This window comes from Methylobacterium fujisawaense (assembly GCF_039619325.1).
Classification (GTDB): Bacteria; Pseudomonadota; Alphaproteobacteria; order Rhizobiales; family Beijerinckiaceae; genus Methylobacterium; species Methylobacterium fujisawaense.
Map to the genome: position 1 here is coordinate 428647 of NZ_CP155000.1, position 24316 is coordinate 452962.

Sequence of the window (24316 nt, forward strand, 5' to 3'; positions counted from 1 at the left end):
CGGAGGCGCTTGAGAGACATGCCCGTGCCGGGGCATGCTCTGCCGATCGCAGGACACGCCGACAGGATCGGCGCGACGGCAGGGGACGGGTGCATGGCGAAGGCGGTGCGGGCGGGCGGCGATCGCGAGGCGCGTCAGAGACCCCCGGCCGAGGACGTCCACGCTGCGGAACTCGCCCGCCTGCGGGCCGAGGATTCGGCGCCGCGGCCGCCCGGCTGGCAGCTCTCGCTCCAGGCCGTGCGGCGCTTCATCTGCGGTGACGGCGCGACCCCCGCCAAGGTGGTCTGCGCGCCCGCGCTGGTGGAGCGGGCCATGGTCACCCTGGCGACCTCGCGCGCCCTCCTGCTGATCGGGGAGCCCGGGACCGCCAAGAGCCTGCTCTCGGAACTCCTCGCCGCCGCGATCAGCGGGTGCTCGACCCTGACGATCCAGGGCGGTGCGTCGCTGACCGAGGACCAGATCCGCTACGGCTGGAACTACGCGCTGCTCGTCGCCGAGGGGCCGAGCCCCCGCGCCCTGGTGCCGGGCGCCCTCCATACCGGCCTCAGCGCGGGGCGGATCGTCCGCTTCGAGGAGCTGACCCGCTGCCCGCTGGAGGTGCAGGACAGCCTGCTCTCGGTCCTGTCCGACCGGGTGCTCGCCGTGCCGGAACTCACCGGCGCGGACGGGATGGTCTACGCGCGCGACGGCTTCAACCTCATCGCCACCGCCAACACCCGCGACCGGGGCGTGAACGAGATGTCGGCGGCCCTCAAGCGCCGGTTCGGCTTCGAGACCGTGTTCCCGATCGCCGATCTCGAGGCCGAACTCGCCCTGGTGCAGCGCGAGGCCACCGCGCTTCTGGCCCGCTCCGGCGTGCCCCGCAGCCCGGATCCCGAGGTGCTCGAACTCCTCGTGACCTGCTTCCGGGAGCTGCGCGAGGCCGTGGATACGGAGGGCACCGGCATGGAGCGGCTCTCCTCCGTGATGAGCACCGCGGAGGCGGTCAGCGTCGCCCACGCCATCGGGGTGAAGGGCCATTTCCTGCGGGGCGATGCCGGCCAGCCGGAGGACATCGTCGCCTGCCTCGCCGGCACCGCCGCCAAGGACGACGCGGAGGATCTCGCCCGCCTGCGCCGCTATCTCGACCAGCGCGTCAGCCGCCGCTCCGGCGCGGCGTGGCGCCAGCTCTACGCGGCGCGGCACCTCCTCACCCCGCAATGAGCGGTCCCGCGCCGGATTCCGGCCGCCTGACCGTCATCGGCGTACGCCACCATTCCCCGGCCTGCGCCGGGCTCGTCCGGCGCAGGATCGCGGCGTTGCGGCCGGCCTTCGTGCTGATCGAGGGTCCGGTGGACTTCAACCCGCACCTGCCCGACCTCGCCCTCGGCCACGACCTGCCGGTGGCGATCTTCTCGTTCCGGGCGGATGCGACCGGCAGCGCCGCCTCCTACACGCCGTTCTGCGCCTTCTCGCCGGAATGGCAGGCGCTGGAGGCGGGCCGGGCGGTGGGTGCGCAGACGCTGTTCTGCGACCTACCGGCCTGGGACCCGGCCTTCGGACGCCGCGCCAACCGTTACGCCGACCCGCACGGGGCCCGCGCCGAGGCCGCCGAGCGGGCGCTGGCCGCCGCCCTCGGCGTCGCCGACCAGGACGCCCTCTGGGACGTCCTCGCCGAGGCGTCCTCCGAGGCGGAGCTGCCGGCCCGGCTCGACCGCTACTTCGCCCTGCTGCGCCCGCCGGGCACGGACGATCCCGCCGAGGCGGCCCGCGAGCGCTTCATGGGCGCCTACGCGGCCCACGCCCTGCGCGCGGCCGGCGACCGGCCGGTGGTCCTCGTCTGCGGCGGCTGGCACGCGGACGCCGTCCGGCGCCACGCCGCGCAGGCGGACGGGACCCGGCCCGAGCCGGCGCCGCCGGAGCCGGACCTGCGCACCGGCAGCTACGTGGTGCCCTACGCCTATCTCCGGCTCGACCGGTTCTCGGGCTACGCGGCCGGCATGCCGGCGCCGGGCTACTACGAGCGCGTGGCCGAGGCGGGCCTCGCCCCCGCGGCCGACTGGGCGATGACGGCGATCACCGCGGCCCTGCGTGAGGCCGGACAGGTCGTCTCCACCGCCGACCGCATCGCCTGGCGGGTCCATGCCGAGGCCCTCGCCCGGCTGCGCGCCCATCCGGCGATCCTGCGCGCCGACCTGATCGACGCGGCTCTCGCCGCCCTGGTGAAGGACGCCCTCGACCGCCCGCCCGCCTGGGCGGCCGGCGGCGCCGCGCCCGGCCACCCCGCGCTCGCCGCGATGCTGCGGGCGCTCACCGGCCGGCGCGAGGGACGCCTCGCTCCCGGCACCCGGCAGCCGCCCCTGGTGGCCGACGTCGCCGAGCGTCTGCGCGCCGCCGATCTGGAGCCGGGGCCGGCGCGCCGCAGCATCGACCTCGACTGGGCCGCGCCGGGCGACCGGGCGCGGGCGCACCTGCTGCACCGGCTGGCGCTGCTCGGGCTGCCGGGGATCGCCCGCGAGGGGCCGGACCGCGCCGAGCCCGGCCTGCCGCGGGAGCGCTTCACGCTCGTGCGCCACCCGCACTGGCTCGGCGCCCTGATCGAGGCCTCGCTCTGGGGCGGCACCCTGGAGATGGCCGCCGCCGCCCGGATCTCCGCCCGGGTCGAGGCGGCGCCGGATTCCCTCGCCGTTCTCACCGGGGCCCTGTCCGACGCGCTGTTCGCCGGGCTGACCCTGGAGGGCGATCTGCTGGCCCGCTTGAGCGCCGGCATCGCGGCGGCGCACGACGTGGCCGCTTTGGGCGCCGCCGGGGCCGGGATCGTGCGGCTGTACCGGTTCGGCGACGCCTTCGCGCCTTCGCGGCCCGCCCTCGCCCGCCTCTGCGCCGCTCTGGCGGCCCGGGCGCTCTTCGTCGTCGAAGGCATCCGGGAGCCCCGCGCGGGGCTCGGCGCCATCCCGCTGCTCCTCGCCTGCCGCGACCTGTTCCGCGAGGTCGGCGCCGAGGTTGCGGGCCTCGACGAGCTGCGCGGGCCCTTCGCCGCCATGCTCGGCCGGCGCCTCGCCGACCCGGAGACGCCCCCGGCCCTCGCGGGGGCGGCCCTCGGCTTCCGGGTCGCCTGCGGCGCGGCCGGCTCGGACCCGGAGGCCGCCCTGTCCCGGCTGCGCCGCTTCGGCCTGCCCGCGACGCTGGGCGACTTCCTCGCCGGCCTGTTCGCCCTCGCCCGCGAGGAGATCGCCGCCGACGCCACCCTCGCCTCCGTCGAGGGGCTGGTGGCCGCCTGGGGCGATGAGGATTTCCTGCGGGCGCTGCCGTCCCTGCGGATGGCCTTCGCGTGGTTCCCGCCCCGGGAGCGTGAGCGCATCGCCGTGGCGATCCTGCGCCGGAGCGGCCTCGGCGAGGCCCGGGCCGAGGTCGAGGCCCTGGCCTGGATGCGCCAGCGCGCCCGCCCGGCCGATCAGGCCGAGGCCCTGGCCCGGGAGGCGCGGGTCGCCGCGCGGCTCGCCCGCTACGGGTTGACCTGAGACGCGACAAGGAAAATTTTACCGCCGCGCCACGGGGGAGAGGACTGCATGCAGCGTTACGAGCTGACGGCGGGATCATCGGCGAAGTTCTGGGAGGCCGGGACCGAGGACAGCGTTCTCATCGTGAGATTCGGCCGGCTCGGCACGCAGGGGCAGTCCAAGACCAAGAGCTTCGCGAGCGCGCAGGCGGCTCGGGTCGAGCTCGACCGGCTGGTGCGGGAGAAGACCGCCAAGGGCTATCGCCCGGCCGGCGACGCCGCACCGGCTTCGACCGCCGGGGCGACAGCCCAGGCCACGGTTGCCCAGGCCACGGTTGCCCGGGCCGCCGATTCCGAAGCCGCCGAGGCCTCGCCCGCCCCCGCCGCCCGGGTGGAGGCGCGCCGCGCCCCGATCTTCTCCGGCACGCCCCTGCCCACGCGCACCCGCCCCGGCCCGCCCCTCGACGCCGCCGCCGACTGGGCGGCCTTCGCGGCGCGGATCCGCCCGCTGCTGGAAACCGCTCCCGACGAGGCCCGCGCGCCGGCCGAGGCCCTCGCCTCCCGGCTCGACGGCGCGCCGCCGGCCCCCGACCACGCCGAGGCCCGGCACTGGCTGGAGCAGCTCGAGGCGGCCTGCCCGGCGCTGAACCAGCGCCTCTGGGGTGCCAAGCCCGGACCGCAGGGGCCGGCGGCCCGGGCGGCGTTCACCCATTTCGCCCGCTGGCTCGTGGCCCGCTCCGGCACCGGGACGCTCGTGGCCCTGTTCGACCGGCTGCAGCCCCGCCCCTCCGGCCGGTACGGCTCCCTGCCGGTCTCGGCCTGGGACATGCCCACCGCCTTCGGCGTCCGGGCCGCCCTGGCCGCCGCCCCCGAGGCGGAATACGCGGCGGCCCTGGAGGCAGCCCTCCGGCTCGCCGCCGCGGAGCCGGAGCCGACCCTCGCCCGCTGGCTCGCGGCGGTCTTCGCGGACGACCGGCCCGGCGCCGACCATGCCCTCTGCGCCCGCGCGGTGCTCGCGCGCTGCGACCCGCCGGATCCCAAGGCCTACGGCAATTCCCACGCCGCCCTGCCGCTGATCGTCGACGTGCCGCCGAGCCAGGCCGCGCCCTGGTACGCCGCGCCGTTCCACCGGGCGACCCTGGCGACCTGCGATGTCGGGGCCGAGGAGGCCGCCGCCACGGTGATCGCCAGCGCCGACGCGGCCGGAGAGCCGGCCACCCCCGCCCTCGTCTGGCTCCTGGAGGGAGCGGTCGGCCCCGAGCGCACGCTCATCGCCCGGGCGCTCCTGGAGACCCGGGCCGCCGACGCCCTCGACGCCCTCCTGCCCTTCGTGGGCACCAAGCTGGTCCGCGACGCCCTCGACGCCGCCGACGCGGCCTTCCCCGACTGGATGCTGCGGGCCTATCTCGGGGCGCTCCATGGCAAGGGGGAGCCCGCCTACGGCCCGCGAGCCGTCACGCTCGCCGAGCGCCACGGACATGAGACCGCCCGCGCCTGGGCGGCGGCCGACGGGGGCCGGGGCGCGGGGCGCCTGGACCGGCTGCTCGCCGCCGGCAGCGGGCCGCAGGCGGCGCCGGAGGCCCTGCCGCCCGTGCTCCGGGACCCGCCCTGGCGGCGGCGCGGGGCCGCGCGCGCCCGGCCGGAACGGGTGGTGGCGCCGATCCCGACGCCCTTCGCGCACGGCTTCGACCCCGAGCAGGCCCTCGACCGCAGCACCTTCTACTTCCAGGCCGGAACGCTGGTGGAGGCCATGACGGACCTCGCGGCGCGGATCCGCGCCACCGAGGCGGAGGCCCTCTACGACATGCCGATCCCGCCGCCGGCCGAGCCCGTGCCCGCCGCCGACGCGGATCCCGCGGCGGCCCTGGCCTGGCTCGACCGCCGGCTCGACCTCACCCGCGAGCAGTTCACGGGCTTCTTCTACTTCAACTACGGGCCCTGGTTCCGGATGGTCGGGTGGCAGCCCGAGCCCCTGGCGCTGATGCTGTGGGAGAAGACCGGGCCGCAGCGCGCCCATTACGTGGCGTGGCGGCGCACCATCGCGGTGATGCTGTCCCGCTTCGGCGAGCGGGCCGTGCCCGGCCTCGTCCGCCTCGTCGCGGCGGATCCGGCGCAGCTCCTGCCGGAGGTCGAGCCGGTAGACGCCGCCGACCTCGCCCCGGTCGCCGCCCGGGTCTTCCACCGCACCCGCAAGCTCCGGCCGGCCGCAGCCGCGTGGCTGCGCGCCCATCCCCGCACCGCGGCGCTGCGGCTCCTGCCCGAGACCCTCGGGCCCGCCGGCCCGGACCGCGACGCCGCCGACGCGGCCCTGCGCTTCCTCGCCGCCGAGCCCGCGGGGCGCGCCGCCCTCGACGCCGCCGTCGCGGCCTATGCGGAGCGGGATCCCGGCGTGACCGAGTCGGTGGCCGCCGGGGTCGACAGCGACCCGCTGGAGCAGGTGCCGGCCAAGCCGCCGAAGCTCCCCGACTGGGTGGTCCCCGCCGCCCTGCCCCGCCCGGTCCTGCGGAGCGGCGGCGCCCTGCCCGACGCCGCCGTCACCGCCCTGTGCGAGATGCTCGCCTTCTCGGACCCGCTGACGCCCTACGCGGGCGTCGCGCAGGTCCGCGCCGCCTGCACGCCGGAGAGCCTCGACGCCTTCGCGGTCGCGCTGTTCCAGTCCTGGATCGCCGCCGGCGCCAAGGCGACGGGGGAATGGGCCCTGCAGGCGCTGGCCCTGATCGGCGGCGACCACGCCGCCCGCGACCTCACCCGTCAGATCCGCGCCTGGGGGCAGGCCGGCCTGAAGCCCCGCGGCCGGGCCGGCATCGCCGTGCTCGCCGGGATCGGCACCGACGTGGCGCTGATGAACCTCAGCGCCATCGCCGAGAAGAGCCCGCTGCTGCAGCTGCGCGAGGCTGCCCGCGCCGCCATCGTCGACGCCGCCGAGGCGCGCGGCCTCGACGAGGTCGACCTCGCCGACCGGCTCTCCCCCGATCTCGGCCTCGACGCCCGGGGCGGGCTCGACCTGTCCTTCGGGGAGCGCCGGTTCCGGGTCGGCTTCGACGAGACGCTGAAGCCCGTCCTGCGCGACGCCGAGGGCCGGCGGCTCGCCGCCCTGCCCCGCCCGACCAAGGCGGACGATCCCGAGGCCGCCAAGGCGGCGTCCCGGCACTGGGCGGCCCTGCGCAAGGACGCGGAAGCCGCCGCCGGCCTGCAGGTCACCCGGCTCGAGGCCATGCTGGCGTCCCAGCGCCGCGTCGCCCCCGGGGTGTTCTGGCCGTTCTTCGCCGCCCACCCGCTGATCCGCCACCTCGCCGGGCGCCTCGTCTGGGGGCTCTATCCGGACGGTGCGCCCGCGACGCCGCCGGGGCACGTCTTCCGCCTCGCGGAGGATCTCTCGCCGACCGACGCCGCGGACGACGCCCTCGCCCTCGACGTCGCGGCGGCCGAGGGCGTGGTCGGCCTCGTCCATCCCCTGCACCTCGACCCGGAAGCGCTGGCGGCCTGGAGCGGCTTGTTCGCCGATTACGAGATCGCCCAGCCCTTCCCGCAACTCGCCCGCGAGACCTTCGCGTTCACCGAGGCCGAGCGGGGCGGCGCCGAGACCCTGCGCTTCGACGGAATCCGGGTGGGCGGCCGCCGCCTGCGCGGCCTGCGGCCCCAGGGCTGGTCGACCGACACCGGTGGCGAGCACGTCCATGCGGTGCAGCGGCCGGTCGCGCTGCCCGACGGAACCCGCCTCGTCGCGGTCCTGCGCTTCGAGGACGGGTTCTGGCACCGGCCCGGCCCGGAGGGCGACGGGATCCAGACGCTGCGGAGCCTGACCCTGTCCGACACCGGCTGGCGCGCCGCGGCCACCCACCGGTTCGGCGACCCTCGATCCGGTGACCGCGAGCGAGGTCCTGCGCACGCCGAGCCTGCTCGCCGCCGCCGGCGACGCGTGAGAGGGAGAGAGCCCATGGAACGCTACGAGCTGGTCGAGGGCAGCGCGGCCAAGTTCTGGGAGGTCGGCGTCTCCGGCCCGACGCTCACCGTCCGCTTCGGGCGCCTCGGCACCCAGGGCCAGAGCAAGGACAAGACCTGCGCCGACGCCGCCGCGGCCGTGAAGGAGAAGGACAAGCTCGTCCGCGAGAAGACCGCCAAGGGCTACGTCCGCGCCGAGGGATCGGCTTCCGCACCCGCCGCCGCCCCAGCCGCACCGGCTCGGACCGCGGATGCGGTTCAGGCGTCCGGGACGGCTGAGCGACCGGAGAGCGCCGCCGAAATCCCCGCCGAACCGGCCACCGTGACGGCCACCGACGAGACGGCACCCGTCGCGGCTCCGCCGGCGGCGGCCGAGCCCGCCCCGGACCCGGCCGCGCAGGAGCCCGCATTGCCCGCCGCCCCGGCCGCGGTCTTCGCGGCGGAGCCGCTGCCGACCCGCCTGCGCCCCGGTCCGCGCCCGGACGCGGCGGAGGCTTGGCGGGCGATCGCGGCGCCGCTGGCGGCCGCGCTCGGCGATGCCGAGGCCGCGCGCCTCGCCGGGGCGCCGCCGGACCGGGACGGCCTCGCCGCCTGGCTGGACGCGATCGTCGACGCCGCGGAGGCGCGCCGACAGGGAAATCCGTCCCGGGCTGCCACCGGCGACGCCGTCCTGCGGCGGGCGCTGGAGGCGATCCTGCGCTACGCCGTGGCCGAGGGCGGGACGGGGACCGTCGCCCGGATGGCCGACCGGCGCCGCCCGAACCCGAAGACGCCGCGCGCCTACCAGCGCCTGTCCTGGGCGGAGCCGCTCCAGCTCGCCCTGCGGGCCGCCCTCGTGCGCGCCCCGGAGGCCGATTACGACGCCGCGGTGGCGTTCCTGAACGCGCGGATCGCCGAGGACCACGACTGGCCGGCGGCCTGCGCCTTCGCGTTCATCCTGGCCGACGACCGGGCCGCCCTGCACCCGCTCCAGCCCGTCGCGGTGGTCGAGGCGGCCGCCGCGGCGGGGATCGACGTCGCGGCCGACACGGCCTACCTGCCGCTCCTCGCCGACGCGCCGCCGGAGGCCGTCGCGGGCTGGCGCGCCAAGCGCAGCTACCATTTCTACTTCGTCTACTGCGCCCTCGACGCGGCCGAGGCGGCCGCGACCCTGCTGGCGGTCGCCCGCGCCGCCGGGCAGCCGGCCCTGCCGGCCCTCGACTGGCTGCTCCACTACGCCCTCGACGAGGAGCGCCGCACGGTCGCCCTGGCGATCCTGTCGACGGGGGAGGCCGGCGCGCTGCCGGCCCTGCTGCCCCATCTCCACGAGAAGCCCGTCGCGGCGGCCCTCGACGCGGCGCTGGAGGCGGACCCCGCCGCGATCCTGCCCCGCTGCCTCGCCGCCCTCGCGGGCGGCCGATCGGAGCCGGCCCTGCGCGCCCGAGTGAACCGGGCGCTCGATATCCACGGGATCGACCGGGTCCGCGGCTGGCTCGCGGCGTCGGGCGGGCGTGGAGGGGGGATCCTCGATGCCCTGGCGGAGGCCCGCGCCGTGCCCCTCGCGGAGCCCGCCGCCTGGCCGCGGGTGCTGCGTGATCCGCCCTGGCGGGCCAAGGCCCGGACCCGGGACGACCTCGTCCTCGCCCTCGCGCCGCTGCCGACGCCGTTCGCGCACGCGGTGCCGGAGGTCGCCCCGAGCTACTGGCGGGCGCGGAACGCCGTGACCCTCGACGGCCCGGAGGCGCTGTCGGCCTTCGTGGCGGCCACCGAGCTTTCCCATCCGACGCAGGGCTGGAGCCGGATCCCGCCCCCGCTCTCCGAGCCGCCGCGCGACGACCCGCCGGCCCTGATCGCCTGGGTCGCCGCCCGCGTCGCCCAGATCGACGAGGCCTGCCGCTACTGGGCGAACTCGCCCTATCGCCAACTGGTCGGCAGCCTGGAGCGGCAGCCCGAGCCCCTGGCGCTCGCCCTCTGGGCCCAGTCGCGCGTCGTTGCGGGATGCTCCCACGTCTCGCAATGGCCGGAGATCGTGTGGGCGATGCTGTCGCGGTTCGGCGAGCGGGCGATGCCGGGCCTCGTCGGGCTGGTCGAGGCCGATCCGGTCGGGCTCCTGCCGGCGGTCCTGGCGGTGGACGATGGCCGTCTCGCCGTGCCCGCCGCCCGCGCCCTCACCAAGCTCAAGAAGGCCCGCGAGCCGGCGCTGGCGTGGCTGCGCCGCCATCCCGAGACCGCCCTCATCCGCCTGCTGCCCGACGCCGTGGGCCGGCCCGGGGCGCTGCGCGACGCCGGCGAGCACGCCCTGCGCGTGCTGGCGCAGGACCGGGCGGACGGCCGCGCCATCATCACTTCCGTGGCTGCGCGCTACGCGGACCAGGCACCGGACGTGACGGAGGCGGTCGCGCAGGTGCTCGACCGCGATCCCCTCGCCCGCGTCCCCGCCAAGGTCGGCAAGCCGCCCGCCTGGGTCGTGCCGTCCATGCTGACCCGGCCGCGTCTGCGGGACGGGACCGCCCTGCCGGACGCGGCGATCCTGACCCTCTGCGAGATGCTGTCCTTCACCAACCCGGACGCCGTCTACGCCGGCGTGCCGATGGTCCGCGAGGCCTGCACCGAGGCGAGCCTCGCGGCCTTCGCGTGGGACCTGTTCTCCGCCTGGATCGCCGCCGGGACGCCCTCGAAGGACGGCTGGGCCCTGCGCGCGCTGGGCTGGTTCGGCACCGACGCCACGGCCCGCGACCTGACCCGCCTGATCCGCCGCTGGCCCGGCGAGGCCGCCCACGCCCGCGCGGTCACCGGACTCGACGTGCTGGTCGATATCGGCACCGACGTCGCGCTGATGAACCTCAACGGCATCGCCGAGAAGCTGAAGTTCAAGGGGCTCCAGGAGAAGGCCCGGCAGAAGATCGCCCAGCTCGCCGAGGCCCGCGGCCTCACCCCCGAGGAACTGGCCGACCGGCTCGCCCCCGACCTCGACCTCGACGAGCGCGGCGGCCTCGACCTCGATTTCGGCCCCCGCGGCTTCCGTGTCGGGTTCGACGAGACCCTGAAGCCCTGGGTCCGGGACGCCGCCGGCCAGAGGCTCAAGGACCTGCCCAAGCCCGCCAAGGCCGACGATGCCGGCAAGGCCGCGGCGGCGGTGGCCCGCTGGGGTGCCCTGAAGAAGGACGCGCGGGCCGTGGCGAGCCTGCAGGTGGCCCGCCTGGAGGCGATGCTCGCCGGCGCCCGCCGGGTCCAGCCGACGGTGTTCGGCCCCTGCTTCGCCGCACACCCGCTCGTGCGCCACCTCGCCCAGCGCCTCGTCTGGGCCACCTTCGCGGATGCCGACCCGCGGACCGGCCCGGGCCTGACCTTCCGGGTGGCCGAGGACCTGACCTTCACGGATGCCGACGACGCGCCGCTCGACCTCGACCTGACCGGGGCGGCCCCGGGCCTGATCGGCCTCGTCCATCCCCTGCAACTCGACCCCGGGGCCCTGGCCGCCTGGGGGGCGCTGTTCGGCGACTACGAGATCGTCCAGCCCTTCCCGCAGCTCGCCCGCGAGACCTACGCCTTCACGGAGGCCGAGGCGGCCGCATCGACCACGAGCCGCTTCGCCGGGACCGTGGTGGAGGCCAACCGCCTGCGCGGCATGGCCGCGAAGGGCTGGCCCCTCGGGTCACCGCAGGATGGCGGTGTGGTCTGGTGGATCGAGCGTGCCGTCACCTTCCCGGGGGGCGCCGCCGGCCAGGCCTCGCTGATCTTCTCGGAGGGCCTGTTCACCGGCGCGGTGGAGTTCGAGGACCGGGAGCAGACCCTCGGCGACCTGACCCTCGGCTCGCCCTGGAGCAACCGGACGGAGCCGGGCCAGCGGACCTTCGGCGCGCTCGCGCCGGTGACGGCGAGCGAGCTCCTGCGCGGACCGAGCCTCCTCGCCGGGACGCGGCTGCGGTGAGCCTCGACCCCGTCACGCGCTGGCGGCTCATCCTGGGCGAGGCGGCGGAGTCCGCCTGCGCGGGGGCCGGCTGCGCCCTGTCGGGGGAGGCCGCCGCCATGGATCAGGCCCTCGACTGGCTCTACGGCCGCGACGCCGACGGCACGGCGCGGGGGGAGCGGCGCCAGGGCGGCCGCGAGGGCTCGACCCTGACGGTGCCGGGCTGGATCAACGCGGTCCACACGCTCTTCCCCCGCGAGACCATCGAGCGGCTGGAGCGCGACGCGATCGAGCTCTACGCCATCGACGACGTGGTCACGAACCCCGAGGTGCTGGCCCGGGTCGCGCCGAACGAGACGCTGCTGAAGGCGGTCCTGCGCACCAAGCACCTGATGGCGCCCGACGTGCTGGTGATGGCCCGCAAGCTCGTCCAGGAGGTGGTGCGGCAGCTGATGGAGCGGCTGGCCCGGGACCTCGCGGTGGCGTTCTCGGGGGTGCTCGACCGGCGGCGGCACACGCGCCTGCCCGGCGCCCGCGACCTCGACCTGAACCGGACGATCCGCGACAACCTGCGCCACTACGATCCCGAGAGCCGGCGGATCACCGTCGAGCGGCTGCACTTCTTCGCTCGGAACCGGCGGCAGATGCGGCCCTGGCAGGTGATCCTGCTCGTCGACCAGAGCGGGTCGATGCTCGATTCGGTGATCCACGCCTCGGTGATGGCCGCCTGCCTGTGGAAGCTCCCCGGCATCCGCACCCATCTCGTCGCCTTCGACACGGCGGTGGTGGACCTGACCCGCGATTGCGACGACGCCTGCGAGCTGCTCATGAAGGTCCAGCTCGGCGGCGGCACCGATATCGGCGGGGCCCTGCGCTACGCGGCCGGCCTCATCACCGCGCCGGAGCGGGCGATCGTGGTCTTGGTCTCCGACTTCTACGAGGGCGCGAGCGAGGCCGCCCTGGTCGCTCAGGTGCGGGCGCTCTCCGGCCAGCGCACCCGCGTGCTCGGGCTCGCGGCCCTCGATTCGGCGGCCCAGCCCGCCTACGACCGGGCGATGGCCCAGCGGCTCGTGGCGGCCGGTGCCGAGATCGCCGCGATGACGCCCGGCGAACTCGCCGGCTGGCTCGCCGCCGCGATCCGGAGCTGAGCCGCGGCGATGGCCCGCCCCGACCTCCGCGCCCTCACGGATGACGGCCTCGTCCAGCTCGCCAATGCCGGGCTGGTGAAGCGCGCGCTGCGCGAGGTGGCCGCCGGCCAGGGGCCCACCCTCGCGGAGGCCGAGGACGGCACCGTCGAGGCGCGCTTCGCCGACGGCACGGTCACGCGGCTCGGCCCCGGCCGGCCCCCGGGCGAGGCCAGCTGCACCTGCCCGGCGAGCGGGATGTGCCGCCACCGGGTCGCCCTCGTCGTCGCCTACCGGGCCGCGGCGGTCGCGGATGGACCGGCGCAGCCAGCCGCACCCGCGGCGGTCGCCTGGGATCCCGGCAGCCTCGACGGCGCCGCCTTCGAGGCGGGGCTCGGCGGCGCGGCGGCGGCGGAGCTGCGGCGCCTCCTGGCGGGTGGGATCACGGTCGGGCTGGAGCGCGGCGCCGTGCCGGCCGCGCGGCTCCCGACCGCGACCGTGCGCTTCCTCGTGCCCGACGCCGTCGGCTACGCCCGCTGCGACTGCGCGGCCGGGGGCGGCTGCGCCCACGTCGCCCTGGCGATCCGCGCCTTCCGGGCGGCCGGGGGCGCCGCCGAGATTCGCCTGGGCGGGGCGGCGCCGGCCGGAGCGGAGGCGGGGCCGGCGGAGGAGGGCCTCGCGGAGGCCGCCGACCGGGTGGTCGCCGGCCTGCTGGAGGCCGGGGTGGTATCCGGTCCGGAAGCCCACGACGCCGCCCTCGTCCGGCTGCGGCGGGCGGCCGAGAGGCGGGGCGCCACGCAGATCCTGCTGGCCGAGGCGGACCTGGCCGGGCAACTCGCGGCCTATGCCGCGCGTCACGCCGCCTACGACGCGGCCGTGGTCCTGGCGCTCGCCACGGAACTCCTCGGCCGCGTCCGGGGCGGGGAGTCCGCCCTCGGCGTCGGCCAGCCCTACGAGACCGCCATGGGCAGGACGCGCCTGGTTTCCCTGGGCGCCCGGCTCCTCGCCCGCGGCCGGGGGGCCACCGCTCGGGTGGCCCTGGCCGACACCGATACCGGCGCGCTCCTGGCCCTGGAGCGCGATTTCGCGCCGGGCGAGGCCGAGGTGGATTTCGTCGGCAGCCTGCCCGGACGGCTCCTGGGATCGGGCCTGTCCGTCTCGGGCACCGGCCAGGGCCAGATCCTGACCAGCGTCGCCCGGCGCCGGGCGGACGGGCTCCTCGCCCTCGGCCGGGGCGCGCAGGGCCGCACGGCCCTGCTGCCGCGGGACGCCCGCGTGACCGTGCCCGCCCCCCTGGCGGCGCGGGACGTCCCGTCGATCCTGCGCCGTCTGGCCGAGCGGCCGCCGGTCTTCCTGCGGCCGCGCGACCGGCTGGAGGCCTTCCACGTCTTCCCCGTCGACGCGGTTCTGGGACAGGCCTGGGCACCGGGCGCCCAGACGTGGCAGGCCGCCGTCGAACTGCCGGAGGCGGGCGGCACGCTGCATCTCGCCCGCGCCTACGACCCCGCCGCGCCGCACGCCCTGGACGCCCTCGCGGGCGCCTGCTCGGGGCGCTGGGGACCGGTGCGGCAGGTCGCCGGCCCGGTGCGGATCGCCGACGGGGCCCTGGTCTGCGATCCCTGGTCGGTGTCGGTCGACCGGCTCGTCGTGCCCGACCTCGCCGCCCCGGACGGCGCCGGCCACCCGATCCCGCCGGCACCGGACCTGGGGCCGGCCACGCTCCTCGACGAGGCGGCCGCGCTCCTGGCGAACGCCCTCCATGCCGGGCGGCGGGCCTTCGCGGCGAACGCCCGCGCCGGCGGGGCCGACCTCGTGGCGCGCCTCGCGGCGGCGGGGCATCCCGCCACCGCCGCGCGGCTCTCGGCCTTCCTCGCCGCCGCCCTGGCCCCCCCGGGCGCGGAGCCCGATCCTTTCGCCCGGGCTGCCCTCTGGGTCGCCGCCATGCGGGATGATCCCGGGCCGGCCGAGGGCTGATCACCGAATCGTGGGGACGCGGTTGCCCCATCCGGCGCCCTGGGGCAGCTTGCCGCGGTTTCGGGCGCCGTGATTCGCCGGCCGTCCCGTCCCGATCGTTGCGTGAGGAGCCCGAATGCGCGGATCCGTCGATCGTCGCCCAGGCCTGGGCCATCCCGTTCGTCCGGCGCGCGGCCCGCACGCCCACGCGGTGGCATGAGGGTCGTCCGCGCGGCGCGCCTCCACCTGCGGGACGCCACCTCCGACAAGGTCTACGACGTCGATCTGATCGAGAACGAGGCCCTCGGGACGCCCGAGCGCTACTTCGTCAACACACGCTACGGCCGGCGCGGCGCGACCCTGCGCGAGGGCTCGAAGACACCCCAGCCCCTCACCGCCGAGGCGGCGGCCCGGGTGTTCGACAGCGTGATCGTCGCGAAGATCAACGGCGGCTACCGGCGGATCGACGGCCCGGAGCCCTCCGCCGCGTCGGAGCCGTCGGCCGACGGGCGCGCGGCCGTGCTGCGGGCGCGGCTCTCCGCCTGCCTGCACCAGCGCTGGCCCGAGCGGGAGCGCGACCGCCTGCTCTGGCGCATCGGCGAGCTGCGGCTGGCCGCGGCCGCCCCGGACCTGATCGCCCTGGCGCGGGCCCTCGGTCCGGCGCAGGCGAGCTACGCTCTGGTCTGGGCGCTCGCCCGGGCGGCCGGCGCGGAGGCGGGCCCGATCCTGGACGCGATCGCCGCCGACGCCCCCGGAAGCGTCGTCCGGGACCTCGCCCGCTTCGCCCTGGCCGCCCCGCTCACCGGGGCGTATCGCCCGCCGGAGGCCGAGCCGGACCTGCCCGGCATGGTCGCCCGGCCGGCCGAGGCGGGCGACGTCGACGGCCTGTGCGGGGCGCTGGACGGCCTCGCCCGGCATGATCCCGGCCGGGTCGGGCCGGCCCTGGTGGCGCTGGGCCGGCTTGCCCAGGGGCGGCCCGCGCTGCACGCGACGCTCTGCGCCGCCCTCCTCCGGCTGCCGGCGCGGCCACCCTACCTGATCGGCCTGCGGCGCCTGTTCAAGCACGCCGAGATGGCCGACGATGCCGCCCTGTTCGGCGCCGCCGCCCAGCGCTTCGAGACCGCGCAGGCGATGTACCAGGCCGGCCGGAGCCACGCCTACGTCCCCGACCTCCGGCGCTACGTCGCGGTGGACGCGGCGCGCCACGGCCCGGAGGCGCGGCTCGGCCTGTCCACGGCCACCCGCGCCTACATGAAGCGGCGGATCTGGCGCGCTTTGCGCAAGCGCGGCGCCGTCGGGGACCCGGCCTTCACCGCGCTGGCGACGGGCTTCCTGCTGGCCCTCGGGCCGGAGGATCTCGACCCCCCGACCCGCTGGACCGCCTGGGGGCGCAAGCCGGACGGGACCTGGGGCCGGCAGGCGCGGGCACGGGGACCGCTCGGCCGCAACTGGACGGCGAGCCAGCTCCTGTACCGCCACGCCCCGGAGGCCCGGCCGCGGACGGGATCGCTGACCTTCCTGGAGACCGGCGCCGTCGATCCCGACCGGCGCGACGAGGCCTTTCCGGATCTCTGGAGCGCCCGTCCGGACCTGGCGCTCCGCCTCGCCGCCGAGGGGCGGATCGAGCCGGTGGCGCGGCTGGGGCTGCGGGTGCTGCGCGCGGACCCGGGGGCCTGCGCGGCTCTGGACGCCGCCGCGATCGGGCGCCTTCTGGCGTCCCCGCACGACGCCGTGCGGATCTTCGCCTTCCAGATCGCCCAGGCGCGCCTCGCCGCCGGGATCGCCGATTCCGCCGACCTCGCCGCCCTGGTGGCGGCGCTGCTGGCCGCAGCCCTGCCGGAGGCGCGGGCGCTTGCCCTGCGGCGCCTCGAGGCCGGGGCGCCGGTCGTCTGGTCGGATCCGGACCTCGCCGCCGCGCTGCTCACAAGCCCGGAGCCGGATGTCCAGGCGGCGGTCCCGGGGCTCGCCCGGGCGTTGCCCCCAGGGCTCGCGGCGCCCCTGGTCGCGCCCCTGGTCGCGCGGCTGGTGGCGTGGCTGCGGGCGATGCCGCCGGAGCCCGACGCCGCCGCGACGGCCGCGATCCGGGGCCTGCGCGCCGCCCTGCCCCTCCTGTGGCCGGACCACGACCTGCCGGTGCAGCCCGAGACTGCCGCCGCCCTGATCGCGCACCCGGCCGCCGCCGTCCGATCGGCCGGCCTCGCGTTCCTGGCGCAGTCTCCTGCCGGAGCCGACGGCCTGCCCCCGGAAAGCTGGGACGCGCTGATCGGCACGGGCTCCGAGGACATCCGGATTGCCGCCCTGGTCCTGCTGGCGCGTCTCGACGACGCGCGGCTCGGACCCTACGCCGAGCGGATCGTCGCCTTCGCCAGCGGGCCCGGCAGCGCCGTCCGGCAGGCCGCCCGGCCCCTGGTGGCGCGCCTCGCGGCGGCGGATCCGGGTCTCGCTCCCCGCCTCGCCCGGGAGCTGATCGGCAGCCTGTTCCGCGCGGCGCCCGACGACGCCTACGCCGCCGACGTCGTGGCCCTGCTGCGCGAGGCCCTGCTGCGCGAGGCCCTGCCGGGGGAATGCGCCGCCCTCGACGACGGCACCCTGTGGCGCCTGCTGCAGGCCCGCGCCGACGGCGCCCGCCGCCTCGGCGCCGCCCTCCTGCCCGACCGCCACCCGGCGGCCTTCAGCGTCCGCCAGATCGCCCGCCTCGGCGGCCACCCGTACCGGGCGGTGCGGGACTGGGCGATGGCGGCCTTCGCGGCCGACCCGGCCCGGTTCCAGGCCGCGGCGGCCGAGGCCGTGCTCCTCGTGGAGAGCGACTGGCCCGACACCCTCGCCTTCGCCCGCAGCTTTTTTGAAACGTGGCCGGAGGCTGCCTGGACGCCCGGGGCGCTCGCCGTGGTCACCGACAGCGTCAAGCCGGAGGTTCTGGCCTTCGCCCGCCATCTCCTGCGCAGCCGGCTCCGGCCCGAGGATGCGGAGGGGCAGGTGCTGCGCCTGCTGGAGCACCCCGCTCCGTCCATGCATCTCCTGCTCACCGAACTCCTGACCGAGCAGGCCGTGGCGAGCGAGGCGGCCTTCGCGCGGCTGATCCCCCTCGCCCGCACCGTGATGCTGCAGGTGCTGCGGGGCCGGGTCGCCAAGGACCGGATGGCCGCCTTCCTCCGGGCCGAGGCCCTGCGCAGCCGCGCCCGCGCCGAGGCGCTGCTGCCGCTCTTCGCCGATCTCACTCTGAGCGGCACGGCCCGGGACCGCAGCGCCGCGATCCTGGCGCTGCGCGACATCGCCGAGGCCCATCCCGGCCTCGCCGTGCCTCTCGTCCGGCGGCCGCCAGAGGTGCGGGGGCCCATCTCTCCCTCGGCACCCGTCTCGGAAGGGGCTCGATGAACTTCGTCCATCGCTACCTCGGCGAGAGCCGGGCCGTCTCGGATGCGGACGCGACCCGGCTCGGCTTCGTCCCCGACACGTTGCGCGAGCCGACCTACTTCGCCGGGACGGTGGCGCGACACCTGCCGTTCCGCGAGGCGATCTCGGCCCTGCACCACGTCGTCGTGTCGGACCTGCGCTTCAAGCCGAAGGACCGCACCGCCTATTTCGCGTGGCTCCAGGCCCACGAGCAGGAACTCCTGGCCGAGGCCCTCGCCGAGAAGGACAGCCTGCGCGCCGAGATCGAGGCGCTGCGCGCCGAACACCGGGACATCGCGGCCCGTTCCGACGCGGTGATGCGGCCGTTCTACGACGCGCGGAAGCGGTACTTCGACTACCTCTACCGGGAGAATTTCGACGCCTGGATCGTCCTCGACCCGGTCATCACCGTCCATCCGGACGAGGTCTTCTTCGAAGCGTTCAGCCTCGACGAATCGAGCTACGGGCGCCTGTCCTGCGACCACGACACCTTCGCGCGGATCGGCGACATGGCCTGCGGCACGACCAACATCGACTACAGCCACGCCCTCTACGACGAGTTCCAGAAGATCCGCAGCTACCGCGATACCGAGCTGGCGATCGACCCGACCGGCTTCGCGGTCCAGACCTCCGGCGAGGCCGCCTATCGCGAGGACAAGATCGAGCTGCCGGATTCCTGGATGCGGGGCTTCCTGCAGGTGTCGAGCGCCATGGCGCAGCCCGCCCACGTGGTGGACCTGCACCCGGTCGACATGCACGCGATCCTGACCCGCCTCGCCGCGCGCCGGGAGCGCCACGGCCCGCGCGCCCTGCGGTTCCTGCTCGAGCCCGGCCGGCCGGTCAGCGTGCTGATCGAGCCCTGGAACGAGCGGCTGACCTTCCGGCGCTCGATCTACCGCGGCGGCGAGGCCGCGGAGATCCGCCTGTGGGGCCGGCGGCGCCTCGCCATCCTGGCCCGGACCCTGCCGCTCGCCCGGTCGGTGCGGCTGCACCTCCTCGGCACCGGCCTGCCGAGCTTCGCGGTGGTGGATTTCGGCGGCCTGCGCTTCACCCTCGGCCTGTCGGGCTGGACCGCCAACGACTGGTCCCGGGCCGGGCAGTTCGACCTGCTCGCCCCCCGGGGGGAGGTCGAGGCCGACACCGCCGCCCGCGTCTTCGCGGCGCTCCGGCGCCACCACGCCGCCGGGACCGGGCAACTCGCCGCCGAGACCGGCCTCGACCGGTCGACCGTGGAGGCGGCGCTCGGCGGCTACGTGCAGGCGGGCCGCGCCATGTTCGACCTCGACAAGCGGGTCTACCGCCTGCGGGAGCTGACCCGGGAGCCACTAGCGCCGGGCGCCCTGCGCTTCGCCTCCGAGCAGGAGGCCAAGGCCGACCGGTTCCTGGCGGCCGGGCTCGTCACCCTCGGGCCCGTCGAGCAGGCGGGGGACCGGCGGCGCCTGAGCGGGACCGTGCTGGATGACGGCCGGAGCCTGACGCCCGCGGTGGAGCTCGATTCCGACGACCGCATGGTCGGCGGCTCCTGCCAGTGCGGCTTCTACACCCACAACCGGCTCACCCGCGGCCCCTGCGCGCACATGCTGGCCGTGCGCCGCTTCTTCCACGCCCAGGTCGAGGGCAAGCCGGCGCGGTGGCAGGCGTGAGGCAGACCCGATTGATGCGGCCGCAAGCCTGGCCTATCCTGACCGTGACGAGGGGCGTCGGCCGGGGCGGACCTTGCATTTCGGGCGGCGATTCGCCGTCCCTGCACCCTGCCCGGCAAAGCGTCACTGGCCCGCTCTTCACTGGGCCGGCACTGACCACCGGTGCGCGTTCGCGGTTTGGGTTCGCTGAACCCAAACGCGCACCGGTGGTCGTGCCGGCGTCGAGTGGACCGGGCCAGTCCCGAGACTTGACGAAGGCATCCTGGCCGACGTCCCCCGTCACGCCTCCCGCCGCCCGCGCCGGAGGCCGCCGATGAGCCCGCAGCCCGGCAGCCTGACCCGCCAGCAGCTCTACGACCGGATCCGCGAGAGCTCGAAGGACGAGGTCATCCTCGAGGAGATGATCCGGCTCGGATTCTGGCCGGACGGGGCGGAGCAGCCCAACCCGCCGGACGACCTGATCCGCCGCCGCGGCGAGATCGCCCGCGCCCTCGCCGATCTGCACCGGCGGGAGGCGGCGTGGCGCGACCCCGAGGCCGCCCTCAAGGAGATGCATCGCCGCCGCAAGACGGCGGCGCTGGAGCGGCGGCGCGAGACGAAGCTGCGCAACGCCCGCGACCGCCACGCCCGGGCGCAGGCGTGGCACGCGCGCCGGGAGGCGGAGATCCTCCATCTCGGCGACGGCGTCTCGGCCGGCCTTGCGAACGCGGATGCGCCCGCGCGGGGGCCCGCCCCCGGTCTTCCCGCCCTGGCGAGCCCGAAGGCGCTGGCGGAGGCCATGGGGATCGGCCTCGGCGAGCTGCGCTTCCTCGCCTACGACCGGGCGCTCAGTGCGGTGAGCCATTACCGGTGCTTCACCATCCCCAAGAAGGCGGGCGGCCTGCGCCGCATCTCGGCGCCGATGCCGCGGCTGAAGCGGGCGCAGTACTGGATCCTCGACGCGCTCCTCGCCCACGTTCCCGTGCATGGGGCGGCCCACGGCTTCGTGCCCGGCCGCTCGATCGTCACCAACGCCGCCGCCCATGTCGGGCGGGACGTGGTGGTCAATCTCGACCTCAAGGACTTCTTCCCGAGCCTCGACTACCGGCGGATCAAGGGGAAGTTCCGGGGCCTGGGCTACGCCGAGCCGGTGGCCACCGTGCTGGCGCTGCTCTGCACCGAGCCGGACGTGGACGCAGTCGAGATCGACGGCGCGCGCCTCTACGCCGCCCGGGGCCCCCGCCGGCTGCCGCAGGGCGCGCCGACGAGCCCCGCGCTCACCAACCTCGTCTGCACCCGGCTCGACGCCCGGCTCACCGGCCTCGCCGCCAGCCTCGGCTTCACCTACACGCGCTACGCCGACGACCTGACCTTCTCGGCCTCCGGCGCGGCCGCCGGGAAAGTCGGCGCGCTGCTCAAATACGTCCACGCCATCGTCGCCGGGGAGGGCTTCACCGTCCATCCGGACAAGACCCGGGTGATGCGCCGCGGCCGGCACCAGGAGGTGACCGGGCTGACCGTCAACGAGCGCGTCGGCGTGCCCCGGGAGACCCTGCGCCGCTTCCGCGCGCTGCTGCACGGGCTCGATCGGCACGGGCCGGCCGGGCGGCGCTGGGGCGCGGCCGGCGAGGGCGACGTGCTCCGCGCCGCGGTCGGCTTCGCGCAGTTCGTCCGGATGGTCACGCCGGAGACCGGTGCGCCGCTGGTGGCGCAGGCCCGCGCCCTCGCGGACCGCCACGGGCTGCGGCCTGCGGTGCGGCCGCAGCCGGACTTCCGCGCCCGGTCCGCGCGGGGAGCAATGCCGCTGGCCCGCTGGTGGGCGCCGGCCCCCCGTCCCGCGCCCGAGCCGGACCCGATCCTGGCCGAGGCCGAGGCGGCTGCCGCGCGGGCGGTCGCCGAGGCTGCGGCCCGCGCGGCCGCGCCGGTGCCGGGCCGCAGCGGCGTGCCGACCTCCGGGCGCCCGCGGTTCGCTACACCCGAGCCGGTCGCCCCCGCGCAGGCCGCGCCCGGCACGGTCGCGGAGGCCGACGACGCCCCCATGAAGCCCTGGAAGGTGGTCCTCGGGGTCTTCGTCCTGTTCCAGGCGGGCGCCCTGCTGCATCCGGCGCTCGGGCTGCTCGTCCTCGTGGTCGCCCTGGTGCTCGGCCTCCGACGCCTGCTGCGCCGCTGGCGCCGGCGCCGGTGAGCCCGCCCCGGCGCCGTCTGGCCGGGCGAATCCTGGCCAGCCTCGCTGCGGCCCTCGCCCTCGCGCGCGGGCCGGCGGCCCGGGCCGAGGAGGCGCCCGGCACGATCATCTTCAACAAGGCGGAGGCCGCGGGGATCGGGGAGCCGCTGCGGCAGGACCCGGCGCTGCTGCGCAGCTTCCCGGCCTGCCCGGCCGACACCTTCGCGCGGGAGCGCCCGGTCTGGCGGCGGGCCTTCGCGCCCCGGCGGCCCACCGAGCGCCGCTGCGCGCGCGAACCCGCGGCCTGCTTCGTGCTCTGCACCCGGTGGTCGAACGCGCCGGCCTGCTTCGACCTCGCCCTCGCCTTCGAGCACCATTCCCTCGACGTCCCGGATATCCTCGACAAGGAGCGCCTCTACGCCCTCGCCTGCGCGGGCGGGTTTCCGGCGGGCTGCACCAACCGGGCCGCCGGGATCCGCAACGGCGGCTACGCGGCCGATCCCTTCCGCGATGTGCCGCGCGCGGACACGGACGCCTGCCTCGCCCGGAGCTTCCGCCTCGATTGCGACCGGCGCGGCGCCTGGGGCTGCGCCATGCTCGGCCAGGCCTACCGCCTGGGCGAGGGCGTCCCCGCCGAGGCGTCCCGCGCCCGGGCGGCGTTCGACATGGCCTGCGCGATCAACCCGGACTTCGCGGCCTGCGCCTTCGCCAAGCGGCAGGTGGCCGAGATGGACGCGCCGCCGGACAGCGCGGACGACGCGCCGTGAGGTCCGGCGAGGCCGGGGCGGATCCCGAGGCCCTGCGGGCCCTCTACGGGCGGAGCGATCCGTGGCCGGCCGGTCCCCCTGCCCCGGGCCTCAGGCGCGCCTGCCTGTGCGTGGAGGTGGACGAGGCGGACGACGTCGCCGCAGCGGAGCACTGGATGCTGGCCCATGCCGGCCGGCTCACCTGCGTGCGCAGCACCGGCTGCGGCTGCTGCGTGATCGGCTGGGACATCGAGGGGCCGGCGGCGATCATCGACACCCTGCCGGCGGCACTGGCTGCGGCGTTCGACGGGCCGAGCCCGGCGGCGGCCCCCCGGCGCGCGCCGGTCGCCTGGGGGCGGCGCCTCTGGAACCGCTGCTTCCGCCGCGGCTGAGACGCGATCCCGGACCGGCCACGCCGCCGCGCCGGGCGCCGGCCGGGATGCGCGGCATGCGACCTCCTAGCGCCGTTCCGCGACGACCTCCGGGCGATCCGGCGCCCTCGGATCCGGCCTCCGCCCCGGGATCGGCCTCTCCGCCACCGCGGCTCCGCGTTCAAGGGTGGCGACCGCCAGGGGCGCCCCCCGGCCGCGCAGGGCGTGCAGGCCCAGGGGGCGGGCGCGGACGCCGTCGGGCAGCGGGTCCAGCCGTCCGAGGAGATCCTGCGAGATCAGGATGCCGACGCCGAGCGGGCGGCACAGGGCCTCGATGCGCGCCGTCACGTTCACGGCGTCGCCGAAATACGCGATCTTGTGGCGGTCGACTCCGACCTCGGCCGTGACCACCGGGCCGCCATGCAGCGCCGCCCGCAGCCGCGGGACCGTCCCGAACCGGGCGGTCCAGGCCGCGGCATCCGCCTCGATCCGGTCGAGCACCGCGAACAGGCCGGTGACGCAGCGCGCGTCCTTGAGGCCGCGCCTCATCGGCCAGGTGATCATGGCGAGATCGCCGACATAATCGTCCACGGAGCCGCCGTTGCGCCGCACCGGCTCGGCCAGCGTCGCGAACACGGCCCCGAGATACTCCTGGGCGCGCAGATCGCCGTGGGTCTCGGCGAAGGCGGTGGAGCCGACGACGTCGAGGAACAGGAAGATCCGCTCCTCCTGAACCGGCTTGTGGTAGCGGCCGATCATGAAGTTCACGAACACGGCGCCGCCGATCAGGTCGCGCATCCGCATGGCGAAGACGAGGAGGGCCGACACGGCCAGGGAGTAGGCGAGAAACCGCGGCGTGATGCGCACGGCCGTGGACAGGCTGTCGCCGGTGAGGCCGAACCCCCAGACGACCAGGCCGCCGAGGGCGCAGCCGAGGGTGATCAGCACCACGTAGAGCAACTCGGCCGCGAGCATGTAGACCAGCGCCGGCAGGCGGCGGATCCGCGGCTGGAGACCCGACAGGGTCAGGGCGGGGACGAAGGCCAGCACCGTCCCGCCCACTGCCAGGGCGTAGACGAGGCCGGCGAGCATCGAGGCCCCGCCGACGAAGAGCACATTGTAGAGGAGGCCCGCCCCGCCGCAGGCGAGGAGGAGGGTCAGGGCCCAGAGCCAGCGGTAGTGCGGAAGCATGGGCTGTCGGCGGGAGAGAGCGTGGCGTCGGGCGCGGTGCGACCGACGCGATGGCACGGGAGGAAGGCGAGAGAGCGACGAACGCGGCGAAGACTCGGTCTGATTCGGTGCGCCGCAGACTGCCCGTTCGCGCTTGATCGATCGGGATCAATGCGCACCGTCCACATCACGGTGTCGTGCGGTGTCGCGGCCGTGCCACAGGGCGCATTCGGCCTCGCCGTCGTGAGCGGCTCCTGGGCGAGGGACCGATCCGGGCTCGGCCCTTGTGGGTCGGCGGAACCGCGTGAATGCGGGATACGGGGGGCCGGCAAGGGTGGTGCGGCTGCCCGCGGCCAGCCTGGTGGGCCCGGCAGGACTCGAACCTGCAACCAGACCGTTATGAGCGGCCGGCTCTAACCATTGAGCTACGGGCCCGGGAGGCGCCGACGGATAGCCGATCCCCG

Annotated in this window: 11 protein-coding genes and 1 tRNA gene; 10 read left to right on the forward strand and 2 right to left on the reverse strand. The window is 76.6% G+C overall.

Translation table 11 applies throughout. The features are described from left to right. The first annotated feature begins 93 nt into the window (after window positions 1–93). The 10 genes from ABC766_RS02160 (at window position 94) to ABC766_RS02205 (ending at window position 22703) form a co-directional block, all read left to right on the forward strand. Entirely contained in the window at window positions 94–1203 is a 1110-nt protein-coding gene (locus tag ABC766_RS02160; protein WP_043382316.1) for an ATP-binding protein, read from the forward strand. After that, on the forward strand, window positions 1200–3500 hold the full coding sequence (locus tag ABC766_RS02165) for a DUF5682 family protein (protein WP_345820957.1): 2301 nt from the start codon (window positions 1200–1202) through the stop codon (window positions 3498–3500). Before ABC766_RS02160 ends, ABC766_RS02165 begins: the two co-directional genes overlap by 4 nt. A 48-nt stretch (window positions 3501–3548) precedes the next feature. Then, complete coding sequence (locus tag ABC766_RS02170) at window positions 3549–11330, forward strand: DUF4132 domain-containing protein (RefSeq protein ID WP_345820958.1); 7782 nt, start codon at window positions 3549–3551, stop codon at window positions 11328–11330. Next, complete coding sequence (locus ABC766_RS02175; protein ID WP_342145544.1) at window positions 11327–12457, forward strand: VWA domain-containing protein; 1131 nt, start codon at window positions 11327–11329, stop codon at window positions 12455–12457. The genes ABC766_RS02170 and ABC766_RS02175 overlap by 4 nt, the downstream gene beginning before the upstream one ends. A 9-nt stretch (window positions 12458–12466) precedes the next feature. After that, window positions 12467–14407, forward strand: a complete 1941-nt coding sequence (locus tag ABC766_RS02180; protein ID WP_345820960.1) for an SWIM zinc finger family protein — start codon at window positions 12467–12469, stop codon at window positions 14405–14407. A 195-nt stretch (window positions 14408–14602) separates the two neighbouring features. Next, window positions 14603–17761 carry a hypothetical protein gene (locus ABC766_RS02185; protein ID WP_345820962.1) on the forward strand — a complete coding sequence of 1053 codons (3159 nt, stop codon included), beginning with the start codon at window positions 14603–14605 and terminating at the stop codon, window positions 17759–17761. Beyond that, window positions 17758–19422, forward strand: a complete 1665-nt coding sequence (locus tag ABC766_RS02190) for an SWIM zinc finger-containing protein (RefSeq protein WP_043382332.1) — start codon at window positions 17758–17760, stop codon at window positions 19420–19422. Before ABC766_RS02185 ends, ABC766_RS02190 begins: the two co-directional genes overlap by 4 nt. 313 nt (window positions 19423–19735) lie before the next feature. Then, entirely contained in the window at window positions 19736–21586 is a 1851-nt protein-coding gene (locus ABC766_RS02195; protein WP_043382335.1) for a reverse transcriptase family protein, read from the forward strand. Beyond that, window positions 21583–22332, forward strand: coding sequence for a sel1 repeat family protein (locus ABC766_RS02200; protein ID WP_043382337.1), 750 nt, complete (start codon window positions 21583–21585; stop codon window positions 22330–22332). The genes ABC766_RS02195 and ABC766_RS02200 overlap by 4 nt, the downstream gene beginning before the upstream one ends. Beyond that, window positions 22329–22703 (forward strand): hypothetical protein, encoded by a 375-nt coding sequence (locus ABC766_RS02205; RefSeq protein WP_053609755.1) that lies wholly within the window; start codon window positions 22329–22331, stop codon window positions 22701–22703. The genes ABC766_RS02200 and ABC766_RS02205 overlap by 4 nt, the downstream gene beginning before the upstream one ends. Before the next feature lie 66 nt (window positions 22704–22769). On the opposite strand, the gene ABC766_RS02210 is transcribed toward ABC766_RS02205, so the two are convergent. Together ABC766_RS02210 and ABC766_RS02215 are read right to left on the reverse strand one after the other, a co-directional pair. Next, entirely contained in the window at window positions 22770–23873 is a 1104-nt protein-coding gene (locus tag ABC766_RS02210) for an adenylate/guanylate cyclase domain-containing protein (protein ID WP_043355495.1), read from the reverse strand. 338 nt (window positions 23874–24211) lie between these two features. Then, window positions 24212–24287, reverse strand: a tRNA-Ile gene (locus tag ABC766_RS02215). Between the last annotated feature and the right edge of the window lie 29 nt (window positions 24288–24316).